The sequence below is a fragment of the Thioalkalivibrio sp. ALE23 genome, from assembly GCF_000378545.1.
Classification (GTDB): domain Bacteria; phylum Pseudomonadota; class Gammaproteobacteria; order Ectothiorhodospirales; family Ectothiorhodospiraceae; genus Thioalkalivibrio.
In genome coordinates this window covers 242,552-255,930 of the sequence record NZ_KB900032.1, presented here as the reverse complement: position 1 = coordinate 255,930, position 13,379 = coordinate 242,552, and the positions used below count along the sequence as shown (strand labels likewise).

General features: G+C 69.4%; 12 protein-coding genes. 1 reads left to right on the top strand and 11 read right to left on the bottom strand.

The window, feature by feature from the left end:
* Positions 1-23 precede the first annotated feature (23 nt).
* From F573_RS0104875 to def, 11 genes are read right to left on the bottom strand one after another with little or no spacing between them, the layout of a single operon-like run.
* On the bottom strand, positions 24-896 hold the full coding sequence (locus F573_RS0104875) for a DNA-formamidopyrimidine glycosylase family protein (protein WP_019021665.1): 873 nt from the start codon (positions 894-896) through the stop codon (positions 24-26).
* Between the two features lie 3 nt (positions 897-899).
* Positions 900-1,859 carry a lysophospholipid acyltransferase family protein gene (locus tag F573_RS0104870; RefSeq protein WP_019021664.1) on the bottom strand — a complete coding sequence of 320 codons (960 nt, stop codon included), beginning with the start codon at positions 1,857-1,859 and terminating at the stop codon, positions 900-902.
* Positions 1,856-2,200: a tetratricopeptide repeat protein gene (locus F573_RS0104865; protein WP_019021663.1), complete on the bottom strand. Its 345-nt coding sequence runs from the start codon at positions 2,198-2,200 to the stop codon at positions 1,856-1,858. The genes F573_RS0104870 and F573_RS0104865 overlap by 4 nt, the downstream gene beginning before the upstream one ends.
* 33 nt (positions 2,201-2,233) lie before the next feature.
* Positions 2,234-3,688, bottom strand: coding sequence for a TrkH family potassium uptake protein (locus F573_RS0104860; RefSeq protein WP_019021662.1), 1,455 nt, complete (start codon positions 3,686-3,688; stop codon positions 2,234-2,236).
* 10 nt (positions 3,689-3,698) lie between these two features.
* Positions 3,699-5,078 (bottom strand): Trk system potassium transporter TrkA, encoded by a 1,380-nt coding sequence (trkA, locus tag F573_RS0104855; protein WP_019021661.1) that lies wholly within the window; start codon positions 5,076-5,078, stop codon positions 3,699-3,701.
* Positions 5,079-5,081: 3 nt separating this feature from the next.
* Entirely contained in the window at positions 5,082-6,464 is a 1,383-nt protein-coding gene (locus F573_RS0104850; protein WP_019021660.1) for a sigma-54 dependent transcriptional regulator, read from the bottom strand.
* Positions 6,461-8,689 carry an ATP-binding protein gene (locus F573_RS0104845; protein ID WP_019021659.1) on the bottom strand — a complete coding sequence of 743 codons (2,229 nt, stop codon included), beginning with the start codon at positions 8,687-8,689 and terminating at the stop codon, positions 6,461-6,463. The genes F573_RS0104850 and F573_RS0104845 overlap by 4 nt, the downstream gene beginning before the upstream one ends.
* On the bottom strand, positions 8,674-9,219 hold the full coding sequence (locus F573_RS0104840) for a DUF4390 domain-containing protein (RefSeq protein ID WP_019021658.1): 546 nt from the start codon (positions 9,217-9,219) through the stop codon (positions 8,674-8,676). The genes F573_RS0104845 and F573_RS0104840 overlap by 16 nt, the downstream gene beginning before the upstream one ends.
* Entirely contained in the window at positions 9,219-10,544 is a 1,326-nt protein-coding gene (gene rsmB, locus F573_RS0104835; protein WP_019021657.1) for a 16S rRNA (cytosine(967)-C(5))-methyltransferase RsmB, read from the bottom strand. Before rsmB ends, F573_RS0104840 begins: the two co-directional genes overlap by 1 nt.
* Positions 10,544-11,536, bottom strand: a complete 993-nt coding sequence (fmt, locus tag F573_RS0104830) for a methionyl-tRNA formyltransferase (protein ID WP_018869180.1) — start codon at positions 11,534-11,536, stop codon at positions 10,544-10,546. The genes rsmB and fmt overlap by 1 nt, the downstream gene beginning before the upstream one ends.
* A complete protein-coding gene (gene def, locus F573_RS0104825) occupies positions 11,536-12,069 on the bottom strand; it encodes a peptide deformylase (RefSeq protein WP_026279430.1) in 534 nt (177 codons plus the stop codon). The genes fmt and def overlap by 1 nt, the downstream gene beginning before the upstream one ends.
* A 138-nt stretch (positions 12,070-12,207) precedes the next feature.
* Here def and F573_RS0104820 point away from each other — a divergent pair, with 138 nt between their 5' ends.
* A complete protein-coding gene (locus tag F573_RS0104820) occupies positions 12,208-13,374 on the top strand; it encodes a LysM peptidoglycan-binding domain-containing protein (protein WP_026300802.1) in 1,167 nt (388 codons plus the stop codon).
* The last annotated feature ends 5 nt before the right edge of the window (positions 13,375-13,379 follow it).

Below are 13,379 nucleotides of genomic sequence, written 5' to 3'. Positions count from 1 at the left end.
TCTCTCCCCGTGGATGCCTGTTCTCATTGGTCCGGGCGAACGCCACCGGGGTTCCGGGACGACCACGCCACGCCCTCCGGCTGGCAGACCGGACACCACCAGGTCGCACGCCCGTGCTGCCCCAGCAGGGCCCGCCGCACGACGGCGGCACAGCGCCGGCAGCCCTCGCCTTCACGCCCGTAGACGTACAGGAAGGCATCCGGCTCCGCACGCTCCCGCGTGATCCGCGGCCCCGGGCGCAGGTTGCGCCGCAGCAGCCGCACCGCGTCGGCATACAGCGCCCGCAGCACGGGGTCACTCACCCGCCCGACCGGGGTCCGCGGGTGACAGCCATGCAGAAACAGCAATTCCGATTTGTAGACGTTGCCGATCCCCGCCGCCAGCGACTGGTCGAGCAGCACGTCCGCCAGCGGCCGGTCCGCAGTCGCGTCCCGGCGCACCCGCGCCACCACCGCATCGACATCCACGTCGGCGGCCAGCAGGTCCGGCCCCACCCGGGCATCCAGACGCTCGATGTCCGCCGCTTCCGCTCCCACCGCGGGCATCCGGCGCCAGGCCAGTTCGCGCGGGTGGAAACACACCAGCATCCGGTCCTCGAGAGTCAGCACCGCATGGGCCTGGTGTGCCGGCTTCGACCACTCTGCACCGCGCGCGTATTCATGCCAGGTGCCCCACATCCCGAGGTGGGTACGCAGCAGCCAGGGCGTATCGTCAGGCCCGGTCAGCTCCATCAGCAGGTGCTTGCCGCGGGCGCGCAGCGCATCGGCCCGCATCGGGCCGTGCTCACGCAGCGGCTCGCCGCGTCCGGCGCGGGTCGCCACCGCCTCCAGCGCCGCCCCTTCCAGGCGCGGGCGGAGCATGGCCGCCAGCCGGTGGATGGTGTCGCCCTCGGGCATGGGTCAGTAAAGCGGAGGCTCGCCCTCGGGACGCGTGCGGAACAGGCGCAGGGTCCACAGATACTGTGCCGGGGCCTGTTCCACGCCCCGTTCGATGGCAGCGTTCATGGCCCGGGCATCGGCGGCGTCGTCGCCCGAGGGGAAGTCCTCCATTGGAGGCCACAGGCGCATCACGTATTCGTCGCGGGCGAGGTCGTACCAGGCGAAACTCGGCAGCACCACCGCCCGCGACATGCGTGCCAGCCGCCCCAGGGCAGTCAGCGTGGCCTTGGGTACGCCGAAGAAATCCACGAACACCGCACCGTCGGCGCCCAGGTCCTCGTCCGGCAGGTAATAGAAGAACCGCCCGCGGCGCAGCTGGCGGATCGCCGGACGCAGCCCCTGCTCGCGGGCGAAGATGTCCCCGGAGTAGCGGGTGCGGCTGCGGTGGTTGATCCACTCCAGCACCGGATTCTTCATCGGCTTGGCGAAAGAGACCCCGTCGTACATCTGGCTCATGCGCACCCCGCCGTAATCCAGCCCCAGCGAGTGCGGGGCGAGGATGATCACCGGCGTCCCGTCGGAGCGTGCGCGCTCGTAGTGCTCCAGCCCGTCCACCCGGATGCGCGAGGCATGCTCGCCGGGCTTGCCGAACCACAGCAGGCCATAGTCCAGCACGGTCTGCGCCTGGTAGCGGTAGAAGGCGGCGAGCCGCGCCTCGCGTTCGGCCGCATCCAGCTGCGGGAAGCACAGCTCGAGGTTGCGTTCGGCGATCCGGCGGCTGCGCCCCGAGCGGCGGTACAGCAGGCGGCCGATACCCCGCGCCAGCGCCTGCACCGCCGGACGCGGGATCTGCTGCAGCACCCAGGCCAGCGCCACGCCGACCCAGGTGAGCCAGTAGCGGGGTGCGAAATGCCGCGCGGTCAGCGGCGCCCGGTAGGCACCGACGTCCGCCTCCTCCCCGGGGGCATCCTCACGGCTCATGTGTCCGCATCACCCCCGGCCTCCAGCAGGCGGCGGGCGCGCTTCGCGGAGACCTCCATTTCCTTGACCGCCTGCAGGTCGCCCTTCTCCTCGGCGATGGCCATGCCCCGCTCGCAGACCTCCAGCACACGCCGCGGGCGCTCCAGGGCGACCAGGGTCTTTGCCAGCAGTTTCCACGCCGCGGAGTAGCCCTCGTCCAGCTCCAGCGCGCGCTCCAGGTGCTCCACCGCCGCCTCCTGCTGGCCATCGGTCACCAGGGCGTTGCCCAGCGAGAAGCGCAGCATCGCGGAGTCCTCGCCTCCGTCCAGCATGTTCTGGAAACGTTCGACCATCTGCGACATGGACGACCTCCTGTCCTTGAATTCGCTCCTACCCTAGCGCTGCCAGAACGCCGGGGACAGAAGCACCAGCACGGTGAAGATTTCCAGCCGCCCCATCAGCATGGCGAGGATCAGCACCCATTTGCTGAAGTCGTTGATGGACTGGAAGTTCGGCCCCACCTCGCCCAGGCCGGGGCCGAGGTTGTTGAGGGTGGCCGCCACCGCCGAGAACGCCGTCACCTGATCCAGGCCCGAGGCCATCACCGCCAGCATCATCACCACGAACACCATCACATAGGCCGCGAGGAAGCCCCACACCGCCTGCACCACGCGGTCCGGGGCCTCCTTGCCATTGACCTTCACGGCGATGCGCGCATGCGGATGGATCAGGCGCTTCACCTCGCGCATGCCCTGCTTCATCAGCAGCAAAACGCGCACCACCTTGATGCCGCCACCGGTGGATCCGGTGCAGCCGCCGACGAACGACAGGAAGATCAACAGTACCGGCAGGAACCCCGGCCACAGGTAGAAGTCGTCAGTGGCGTAGCCGGTGGTGGTGCCGATGGACACCACGTGGAACGCGGCGCGGCGGAAGGCGTCCGCGCCGTCCGCCGCAAAGCCGGTCACCAGCATGTAGGCCACCACCACCGCCACCGCCGAAGCCATCAGGATCAGGTAGGTGCGCAGCTCCTCGTCGCGCCGGTAGGGCACGACCGACGCACGGTGCAGGGCGAGGAAATGCACCGCGAAGTTCATCCCGGCGATCAGCATGAAGATGATCGCCACGCCCTCGATGGCGGCGGAATCGAAGTGGCCGAGGCTGGCGTCGTAGGTGGAGAATCCGCCGATCGCCACGGTGGTGAAGGAGTGCGCGATCGCGTCGAAGACCTCCATCCCGGCGACCCAGTAGGCCACCGCACAGGCCACCGTCAGGCCGAGGTAGATGTACCACAGGTTGCGCGCGGTCTCGGCGATGCGCGGGGTCAGCTTGTTGTCGCGGATGGGTCCCGGGGTCTCGGCCTTGAACAGCTGCATGCCACCCACGCCCAGCAGCGGCAGGATGGCCACCGCCAGCACGATGATGCCCATGCCGCCCATCCACTGCAGCTGCTGGCGATACCACAACAGCGCCTTCGGCATGTCGTCCAGGCCGGTCAGCACGGTGGCCCCGGTGGTGGTCAGGCCCGACATGGATTCGAACGCGGCGTCGGTGAAGCTGACGTTCAGATGCGGGTCGAGCACCATCGGCGTCGCCCCGGCCAGACCCAGCCCGAGCCAGAACATCACCACCAGGATGAACCCGTCGCGCGGCTGCAGTTCGCGATGCGCGCGATACAGCGGCCCCCAGAGCATCCCGCCAATCAGCAGCAGCACGATGAACGCCTGCATGAACACGTACGCGGTGGACTCGTCGTAGATGTACCCGACGAGTGCGGGCGGCAGCATGCTCAGGCTGAACAGCGTGAGCAGGATCCCCAGCAGGCGCGCGGTGGAGGCGAGATGGAGCACGGCGGACGGCTCAGAAGAACAGCGGGCTGGGCTGGAACAGGCGCTGGACCTGCTTCACCTTGCCACGGTCGGTGAGGAACAGGATGACGTGATCCCCCGAGTGGATCACCGTGTCGTGGTGCGGGATGATGACCTCGTCGTCGCGCACCACGGCGCCGACGCTGGCCCCCTCCGGCAGGTTGATCTCGTCGATCCGGCGGTCCACCACCTGCGAGGTGCGCGAATCGCCGCTGACGACCGTCTCGATCGCCTCGGCCGCGCCGCGGCGCAGGGTATGCACGGTGGCGGTCCCGCCCTCGCGCACCCGGGCCAGCAGGGCGCTCACCGTGGCCTGCTGCGGCGACAGCGCCACGTCGATGGTGCCGCTCTGCAGCAGATCCACGTAGCTCGGGCGGTTGATCAGCGACATCACCTTGCGCACGCCGTAGCGCTTGGCCAGCATCCCGGCGAAGATGTTGGCCTGGTCGTCGTTGGTCACCGCGCAGAACACGTCGCTGTGCTCGACGTTGATCGCCTCGAGGAAGCGGTCGTCGGCGCTGTCGCCCTGCAACACCAGCACGTTGCCGGGCAGTTCCCGGGCGAGCTGGTCCGCCCGCTCCGCATCGCGCTCGATCACCTTTACCCGATAGCGCTTGCTCAGCGCTTCGGCCAGCCGCCGGCCGATGTTGCCGCCGCCGGCGATCATGATCCGCTTGTAGGGCTTCTCCAGCTTGCGCAGCTCGGAGGTGACGGCACGGATGTTCTTCTTCGCCGCGACGAAGAACACCTCGTCGTCGGCTTCCACCACCGTGTTGCCGTCCGGCTGGATGGAACGCTCATGGCGGAAGATCGCCGCGACCCGGGTATGGACCCCCGGCATGTCGTAGCGCAGGTTCTTCAGCTCGTGGCCCACCAGCGGCCCGCCGTAGTAGGCGCGCACCCCCACCAGCGACACCCGTCCCTCGGCGAACTCCAGCACCTGCAGTGAGCCGGGGTGTTCGATCAGGCGCTGGATGTGGCTGGTGACGATCGCCTCCGGCGAGATCAGCATGTCCACCGGCATCGCGTCCTGGGCGAACAGCTCCGGGGTCTCGTGATAATCGCGGGCCCGCACCCGGGCGATCTTGGTCTCGATGTTGAACAGCGTGGAGCCGACCTGACAGGCCAGCATGTTGACTTCGTCGGAGTCGGTCACCGCCACCAGCATGGACGCGTCGCGCGCCCCGGCCGCATCCAGTACCGACGGATGGGCGCCGAATCCGTGGACCGTCTTGATATCGAACTGGTCTTCCAGCTCGGCCAGGCGCTCGGCGCGGTTGTCGACGACGGTGATGTCGATCCCGTCGGCACTCAGGGCCTCGGCCAGGGAATGACCGACCTGACCGGCCCCCAGGATGATGATCTGTTTCATGCGTCAGCCGTCGGATTTCACGCGGCGCGGATCGATGCCCAGCGCCTTGAACTTGCGGTAGAGATGCGTGCGCTCCAGCCCGACCCGCTCGGCCAGACGCGTCATGTTGCCCTCGGAGCGTTCCAGCTGCTGCATCAGGTATTCCCGTTCGAACTGTTCGCGCGCCTCGCGCAGGGGCAGGTCGGGGATGGTCACCACCCCCTCGGCGCTCTCCTCTTCCGCCCGCCGCGGCTGCCCCGACAGGGTGCGGTCCACCTCGTCACGGGTGATCTCGTCGCCGGAGCCCAGGATCATCAGGCGCTGGACCAGGTTGCGCAGTTCGCGCACGTTCCCCGGCCACGGATACTGCTGCAGGCATTCCAGGGCCGGTCGCTGGAACGTGCGCTGCGGCAGGCCCTCCTGCTGATGCAGCTGGCGCATATGGTAGTCCAGCAGTTCGGGGATGTCCTCGGCGTGCTCGCGCAGCGGCGGCACGTTCAGCGGCAGGACGTTGAGGCGGTAATAGAGATCCTCGCGGAACAGCCCCTGCTCCACGGCCTCGCCCAGATCGTGCTGGGTGGCCGCCACCACGCGCACGTTCACGCTGATCGGCTGGTCCCCGCCGATGCGCGTGATGCGACCGGTGTCCAGGGCATGCAGCAGGCGCGCCTGAGTCTGCAGGTCCATCTCCGCAACCTCGTCGAGGTACAGCACCCCGCCGGAGGCCTGCTCCAGCAGGCCATAGCGCACCCGCTCGCCCTGCTCGCTGCCGAACAGCTCGGCCACCGCCTCGTCGCCCGACATCGATCCCACCGAGACCACGATGAACGGGCTTTCGCGCCGCGCGCTGCGGGCGTGCAGCATGCGCGCGAAGGTCTGCTTGCCGGCCCCGGGCTCGCCGGTGATCAGCACCCAGGTATCGTGCTGGGCCATGCGCTGCACCTGGTCGCGCAGGTTCACCATCACCGCGCTGCTGCCCACCGGGTCGGTCACCGGGGCGGCCTGGCGCCGCAGACCGGTGTTCTCCCGCTGCAGGCGCGCGGCCTCCAGTGCGTTGTTGAGAGTAATCAGCAGCTTGTCGATGGTCAGCGGCTTTTCGATGAAGTCGTAGGCGCCCAGGCGGGTCGCATCCACCGCACTCTCCACGTTGCCGTGGCCGGAGATCATCACCACCGGGCACATCGCTCCCTCGTCCTCCTGCCACTCCTTGAGCAGCGAGATCCCGTCGCCGTCGGGCATCCAGACGTCCAGCAGGATCGCATCCGGCCGCCGGCTGCGCCGCTGGGCCTTGGCCTCGGCCACCGAACCCGCCAGCGCGACCTGGTAGCCCTCGTCCTCCAGCACGTCGCGCAGCAACATGCGGATGTCGGGCTCGTCGTCGACCACGAGAATGTAGGCGTCGCTCATTGCGGCTGTTCCTCCTCGGCAGCGGACGCCCCGGACGGGCCGCCCTCGTCCACCGGGATGCGGATCACGAAGACCGCGCCGCCCGCCCCGGAATCATCATTATGGCACTCGATGATGCCGCCGTGCTCTTCCACGACCTTCTGCGCCACGGCCAGACCGAGCCCGGTCCCGCGCGGCTTGTCGGTGGTGTACGGCTCAAAGATGCGCTCCAGCAGCTCCGGACGAATACCCGGTCCGTTGTCGCGCACGCGCAGTTCGATCCAGGAACCGGAGGCGCTTTCCACGTAGGCCGTGGACACCTCCACCCGGAGCTCGTCGCCGCGTTCCTCTTCCTCCGCGGCCTCCATCGCATTGCGGATCAGGTTGTGCAGCAGCTGGCGCAGACGACCGCCGTCGGCCCGGATCGTCGGCACCCCCTCGCCCAGGTCCAGGCGAACCCGCGAGCTGCCGTCCGCGGCCAGGTACAGCTCGGAGACGTCGCGCACCAGCTGGTTCACGTCGGTGTGGCCGAGTTCCAGTTTGGGCGCCTGGGCGTAGTCGCGGAAGGCGTTGACCAGGGTCTTCATCGCCTCCACCTGCTGGATGATGGTGCCGGTCGCACGTTCCAGCACCTCGTGATCGGCCCCTTCGAGCACCCGGCCCAGCCGGCGCGAAAGCCGTTCGGCCGACAGCTGGATGGGCGTCAGCGGGTTCTTGATCTCGTGGGCCAGGCGCCGCGCCACCTCGCCCCAGGCCGCATCGCGCTGGGCCTTCAGGAATTCCGTCATGTCATCGAACACGATCGCGTGCAGCCCGCGGCCGGATCCCGGGGTCGGCAGCCAGACGGCACGCGTCATCAGCACCTTGCGACCGCTGCGGGTGAACACCACCACCTGACGCGACCATTCCGCCTCGTGCCCGGCCAGCGGATCGCGGATGGCCTCGAAGAACTGGTGCACCAGCGGGCACTCGCGGCCGACCTCGGCGATGTCCCGGGTGCGCGCGCCCGGCAGGTCGCATTCGAGGATCTGGCCGGCGGCGTCGTTGGCGGTGCGCAGGCGCAGGCTGCCGTCGAGCGCCAGCACGCCCGAACGCAGATGCTTGAGCACACTCTCCAGATAGGCCCGCTCGGCGTCCAGCAGCCGGCGGTTGCGCTCGGCCTCGTTGCGCGCCTCGCTGAGGGTGCGGGTCATCGCGTTGAACGACTGCACCAGGAAACCCAGTTCGTCCGCCCGCCGCACCTCCAGCCGGGTGTTGTAGTCCCCGGCGGCGACCATGCGCGTGCCCTGCACCAGATCGGACACCGGCTGCACCAGCCGCCGTGCGACCACCAGCCCGGCCCACAGCGCGGCCATCAGCGAGATCGCCAGCGCCAGCGACATGGTGAAGATGAAGCCCTGGGTGATCGGCCCGCGCAGATAAGCGAACTCGCGGTAATCGGCAAACGCGTCCTGCACCCGCAGGGACAGGGCGCTCATGCGCGGATCCACGGGGTACACGGCCTGCAGGATGCGGTTATCGGTGCCGGGTCGGCGCGCGGCCGTGGTCGCCACCACGCGGATCACCAGCTGATCATCGGGGCGTGGCTCCAGACGCGAGTAGGGCTGCCCCGGCCGCACGCGCATCAGGATGTCGGAGCTGGGCGGTGACGGCAGCTGGCGGATGGGGCTGTCGGTGCTCGACGCGATGATGCGGTTGTTGGCGCCCACCAGGGTCAGCTCCTGCGCTCCCAGACTGCGCCGGTAATCGTTGAGGGTCAGCCCCATCAGGCCCTCGGAAACACCTTCCAGGTCTTCCATGATCTCCTGGGTCTCTTCGGCCAGCTGGCGCACGCGCAGATCCAGCGAGGAGCGCGACAGTTCCAGCGCGTCTTCCAGCGCCGAATCCACGCGCACGTCGAACCACGAGTCCACGCCTTCACTGAGAAATTCGTAGGAGAAGTAGTACACCACCGAGACCGGCAGCACCGCGACCAGCATGAACCCGCCGACCAGGCGCAGGGTCAGGCGGCTGCCCGGCACCCCGTGGCGGTACTGCCAGAACATGCGCACCACCTGATAGATAATCAGGCCGGCCAGCACGATCAGCACCGCGGCGTGGAACACCAGCAGCCAGATGAACAGCTGTTCGAAACGCGCCTGGTGCTGGGCCGCGTCCCCCATCACCAGCAGCGAGGCCAGCAGGAGGACGAACAGCAGGATCATCCCCAGCAGCCCCCAGGGCAAACCCTTCAGTCGAGCGACCATCCGTACCACTCCTGTCGGGCCGTGAGTTCGCCGCGCAGGCCGGCGTCCAGCTGCAACGGCAGCGGCAGCGCGGTGTAGTCCAGCGACAGCCGGGCGTTCAGGCGGTGGTCACCCGGGGCCTCGCGCAGCGCCTCGGGGACGTCCTCCAGCCGGATCCGCCCCAGGCGGCGGGCACTCTGCTCCAGGGCATCCCCCAGCGTGGGGCGCAGCTCCATGCGCTCGCCATCCCGCGAGGTCACCAGATAATGTCGGTTGAGGGGGTAGTAGCGCAGCTGCACGCGGTTCTCCGCGCGTACCAGCGGTCTCCCCGGCAGCATGCGGTCGGGCTCCGCCTGCGCCTCCAGCCGGAACCCCAGGGTCACGCCGTTCTCCAGCGCGTCCACCAGCACCTCGGGCAGGGCCATGTCCAGGTCCAGGCGCGCCAGCAGCGTGGTGTCATCCAGCCACAGGTGACTGGCCTCGCGGATCTCGAGCGCCGGGGCCACCCCCGGCGCCAGCACCAGCACCAGCAGCCAGACGAACCGCCGCATCAGCCCGCGACCTTCTCCAGCAGGGCATAGTAGAACCCGTCGCCTCCGGCCAGCCCCGGCGGAATGGACACCCCGGAGGAACGGGGCGACGCCCCGGGAATCGGGCCTTCCGCGCCCGTCTCCACGGCACGCGCGTCGCCGGTCGCCGCGACGAACGGGGTCACGACCTCCTGGTTTTCCGCGTCCAGCAGGGAACAGGTCGCATACAGCAGGCGTCCGCCCGGACGCAGCAGGTCCCAGGCCGCGCGCAGCAGACGGGCCTGTTCGGCGGCCAGACGCGGGATGTCGTCCGCGCGGCGCAGGGTCTTGATGTCCGGATGCCGGCGAATCACGCCGGTGGCGGAACAGGGCACATCCAGCAGGATCGCGTCGAACGGCCGCCCGTCCCACCAGGCGTCGGTGTCGCCCAGATCGGCCGCGGTCAGCGTGGCCTCCTGCTGCAGCCGGTCCAGGTTCTCGCGCACCTGTTCCAGGCGCGTGGCGTCGCTGTCCAGGGCCACCAGATCCAGCTCGCCGCCGGCACGCTCCAGCAGATGCCCGGTCTTGCCGCCCGGAGCGGCGCAGGCATCCAGCACCCGCTCGCCCGGGCGCGGCGCCAGCAGATGCGCGGCCCACTGCGCGGAAACGTCCTGAACCGACAGCCGGCCGTCACCGAACCCCGGCAACGCGGTCACGTCGGTGGCCGCCTCGAGCGTCAGCGCGCCCTCGGGGGCGTCGTGCAGCCGCGCCTCGAAGCCCGCCTCGCGCAGCGCCGCCAGCGCCTCGTCCGGGCTCCAGCGACGGGTATTGACCCGCAGGGTCAGCGGGGCCTCGCGCAGCAGCTCGCCCAGCACGGCCTCCGCGCGCTCGGGCCACCCGGCCTCGATCGCCTCGATCAGCCACGCCGGGCAGGCATGCCGCAACACCGGGTCCTCGGCGATGCGGGCCTCCAGCGCATCGGTCTCGCGCAACGCGCGACGCAGGATCGCGTTGATCAGCCCCACGGCTCCGGGCCGATGGATGCGACGCGCGGTCTCGGCGGTCTCGCGCACCGCCGCGTGATCGCGGGTGGAGAAATGCAGGATCTCCGCCAGCCCCTGGGCCAGCAGCACGCCGATCACGCCGTCCTTGCGCCGCAGTGGCCGGTCCAGGCTTTCACGCACCAGCGCCTCCAGCTGCGGATACCAGCGCAGGGTGGTGTACACCAGGGCGCGGGTCCAGGCGGCCTCGCGCACCGGGAGATCCGCCACCGCGGGTTCCAGCACGCTGTTGAGCGAAGCCCCGTGCAGCACCACCTGTTCCGTGGCTTCCACGGCGCACTGGCGAGGGGCAGGCTGGCGGGCCATCAGGTATCACCTCCGAGTCGCTGACCGGTCAGATCACCGGTATTGGCCCAGTCGGCGGCACTCACCGGTCGCCGGCCGGGCAGCTGCACGCGCTCCAGCCGCAGCAGGCCGTCGCCGGTCATCACGTCCACGCCCTCGCCGCCCGCGGCGACGATGGTGCCCGGCGCAGCATCGGCGGGCGTCACGGTCGCCGCTTGCTCCGTCTCAACGGGCCGGGCGGCATGGATGCGCAGGACCGCCTCGCCGTCCGGCAGCCGGGTCCAGGCGACCGGCCACGGGTCGAAGGCGCGCACGCGGCGGTCCAGCTCGCGGGTCGGCTGAGCCCAGTCCAGTCGCGCCTCGTCCTTCTCGAGCTTGGCGGCATAGGTCGCCCGGGCATCGTCCTGCGGCTCGGGCACCGACTCGCCACGCGTGATCGCCGGCAGGCGCTCCACCAGCAGTTCCGCCCCCATCCGCGCGAGGGCGTCGTGGACCTCGCCGGTGGTCGCACGCGGGCCCAGCGGCAGCCGCCGGCAGGCGTGGACCGGGCCGGTATCCAGCCCCGGGGCCATCTGCATCAGGCACACGCCGGTCTCGTCATCGCCGGCGAGGATCGCGCGATGGATGGGTGCCGCCCCGCGCCAGCGCGGCAGCAGCGAGGCGTGGATGTTCACCCCGCCCAGAGGCGGGATCTCCAGCACCGCGCGCGGCAGGATCAGCCCGTAGGCCGCGACCACGAGCAGGTCCGGCTGCCATTCGGCCAGCCGCGCCCGCGCCTGCGGATCCCGCAGCGATTCCGGCTGCTCCACCGGGATCCCGGCGGCCGTCGCGACCTGCTTCACCGGCCCCGGACGCAGCTTGCGGCCCCGGCCCGCCGGGCGGTCCGGCTGCGTGTAGACCGCGACCGGCGGGTGACCCGCCGCGATCAGGGCCTCCAGCGCGGGAACCGCGAAGTCGGGGGTTCCCGCGTACACGATGCGCGGCGCCGGGGCGTCCCTGTCGGCAGCCGCCATCAGACCGCGGGCGCCGCGGCCTTGCCGGAACCGCCGGCGCGCGCGCCCTGCTTCTCCAGTTTCTTGCGGATGCGACCGCGCTTGAGACTGGACAGGTAGTCCACGAACAGCTTGCCGTCGAGATGATCGATCTCGTGCTGGATGCACACCGCCAGCAGCCCGTCGGCCTCGGCCTCGAAGGGCTGGCCGTCGCGACCCAGCGCGCGGAAGCGGATCCAGTCCGCGCGCCGCACCTTCTCGTAGTAACCGGGCACCGACAGGCAGCCCTCGTCCATCTCTTCCTCGCCCCGGGTCTCGAGGATCTCCGGATTGATCAGGGCCCAGGGCTGGCTCTGGTCCTCGGAGACGTCGGCCACCAGGACACGCTTGTGAACGTTCACCTGCACCGCCGCCAGGCCGATGCCCGGTGCCGCGTACATGGTCTCGAACATGTCGTCCACCAGTGTGCGGATGGAGTCGTCCACCTCGGCGACCGGTTCGGCCTTCTGCCGCAACCGGGGATCGGGAAAGTGGAGAATTTCTCGCTTCGCCATGAAAAACCTCAATCTTTGTGCTGTACAGTCCCGTCAATTCTGCTAACGTTGGACCGCATCATCCGCCGAAGCGTCACCGAATTCGGACCGGGCCACAGGATGGCCCCGGGGAGTGCGGACCTGACAGGGGAAACCATGATGTTGAAAACCAGAGCGACCACGACCTCTTTCGTGCTGCCGGGCGTACTGTTCAGTGTAACGCTGTTTCTGGGGGGCTGCGCGGCCACCGGAGACACTGACACCGGCAGCGGCGCCGAAGATCCCGAGAACCCGACTGCCGAAACCGCCACCCCGGACAACGGGGAACGCCGGGAGACCAGCGACTCCGCCACCGAGGAAACTCCGGAGATCCGGGATTCCGCGCCGGAGCGCTACGTCGTCAAGAAGGGCGACACCCTCTGGGACATCTCCGCCATGTACCTTGACGAACCCTGGTACTGGCCGGAGATCTGGGCGGTGAATCCGGAGATCGAGAACCCGCACCTGATCTATCCGGGTGATGTCCTGAGCATCCACTACGTGGACGGCGAACCGCGCATCACGGTCGACGGCGGCCCGCGCGTGCGGCCGACCAAGCGCCTCTCGCCGGAGGTCCGCGTGGAGGAGCTCGACGACGATACCCCGCCGATCTCCACGCTGCAGTCGTTCATGTTCCAGCCGCAGGTCCTCGACGAGGAGACCCTGGAACAGGCGCCCTACATCGTGGCCGCGGACGACGATCGCGTGATCTACGGCCCGGGCGACCGGGTCTATGTCCGCAATGCCGAGGACACGGAAGAATACGAGATCTACCACATCGTCCGGCGCGACGAGAGGCTGCTGGATCCGGACACCGGCGAGGAACTGGGCGTCGCCACCATCCCGGTGGGTGAAGCCGAGATCGTCGAACCCGGGCACGTGGCGCGTGCGAACATCCGCCGTGGCGAACGCGAGACCATCCGCGGCGACCGCCTGGTTCCGTTCGCGGAAGAACAGGACATGCTGTTCGAGATCGGCCGTCCGCCGGAAGACATCGACGGTCAGGTCATCAAGCTGTTCGATGCGATCAGTCAGATCGGGCGCTACCAGGCCGCGGTCATCAACCGTGGCGCGCGGGAAGGGGTCGAGAACGGTCAGGTGTTCGCCGCCTACACCGCCGGCCGCACGGTGCGCGACCCGATCGCCGGGACCAACGAGTCCGTGGACCTGCCCGAAGAACGGGTCGGCGAGGTGATGGTCTTCAAGACCTTCGAGAAGGTCTCCTACGTGCTGGTGACCGAATCCGAGCGCACGCTGCGCGAGGGGTACACCGTCCGCCACCCGTAAGCCAT

Coding starts and splice junctions, on each gene's coding strand:
- F573_RS0104875 (WP_019021665.1), bottom strand. CDS start 896: ATGCCCGAGGGCGACACCATCCACCGGCTGGCGGCCATGCTCCGCCCG.
- F573_RS0104870 (WP_019021664.1), bottom strand. CDS start 1,859: ATGAGCCGTGAGGATGCCCCCGGGGAGGAGGCGGACGTCGGTGCCTAC.
- F573_RS0104865 (WP_019021663.1), bottom strand. CDS start 2,200: ATGTCGCAGATGGTCGAACGTTTCCAGAACATGCTGGACGGAGGCGAG.
- trkA (WP_019021661.1), bottom strand. CDS start 5,078: ATGAAACAGATCATCATCCTGGGGGCCGGTCAGGTCGGTCATTCCCTG.
- F573_RS0104850 (WP_019021660.1), bottom strand. CDS start 6,464: ATGAGCGACGCCTACATTCTCGTGGTCGACGACGAGCCCGACATCCGC.
- F573_RS0104845 (WP_019021659.1), bottom strand. CDS start 8,689: ATGGTCGCTCGACTGAAGGGTTTGCCCTGGGGGCTGCTGGGGATGATC.
- F573_RS0104840 (WP_019021658.1), bottom strand. CDS start 9,219: ATGCGGCGGTTCGTCTGGCTGCTGGTGCTGGTGCTGGCGCCGGGGGTG.
- rsmB (WP_019021657.1), bottom strand. CDS start 10,544: ATGGCCCGCCAGCCTGCCCCTCGCCAGTGCGCCGTGGAAGCCACGGAA.
- fmt (WP_018869180.1), bottom strand. CDS start 11,536: ATGGCGGCTGCCGACAGGGACGCCCCGGCGCCGCGCATCGTGTACGCG.
- def (WP_026279430.1), bottom strand. CDS start 12,069: ATGGCGAAGCGAGAAATTCTCCACTTTCCCGATCCCCGGTTGCGGCAG.
- F573_RS0104820 (WP_026300802.1), top strand. CDS start 12,208: ATGTTGAAAACCAGAGCGACCACGACCTCTTTCGTGCTGCCGGGCGTA.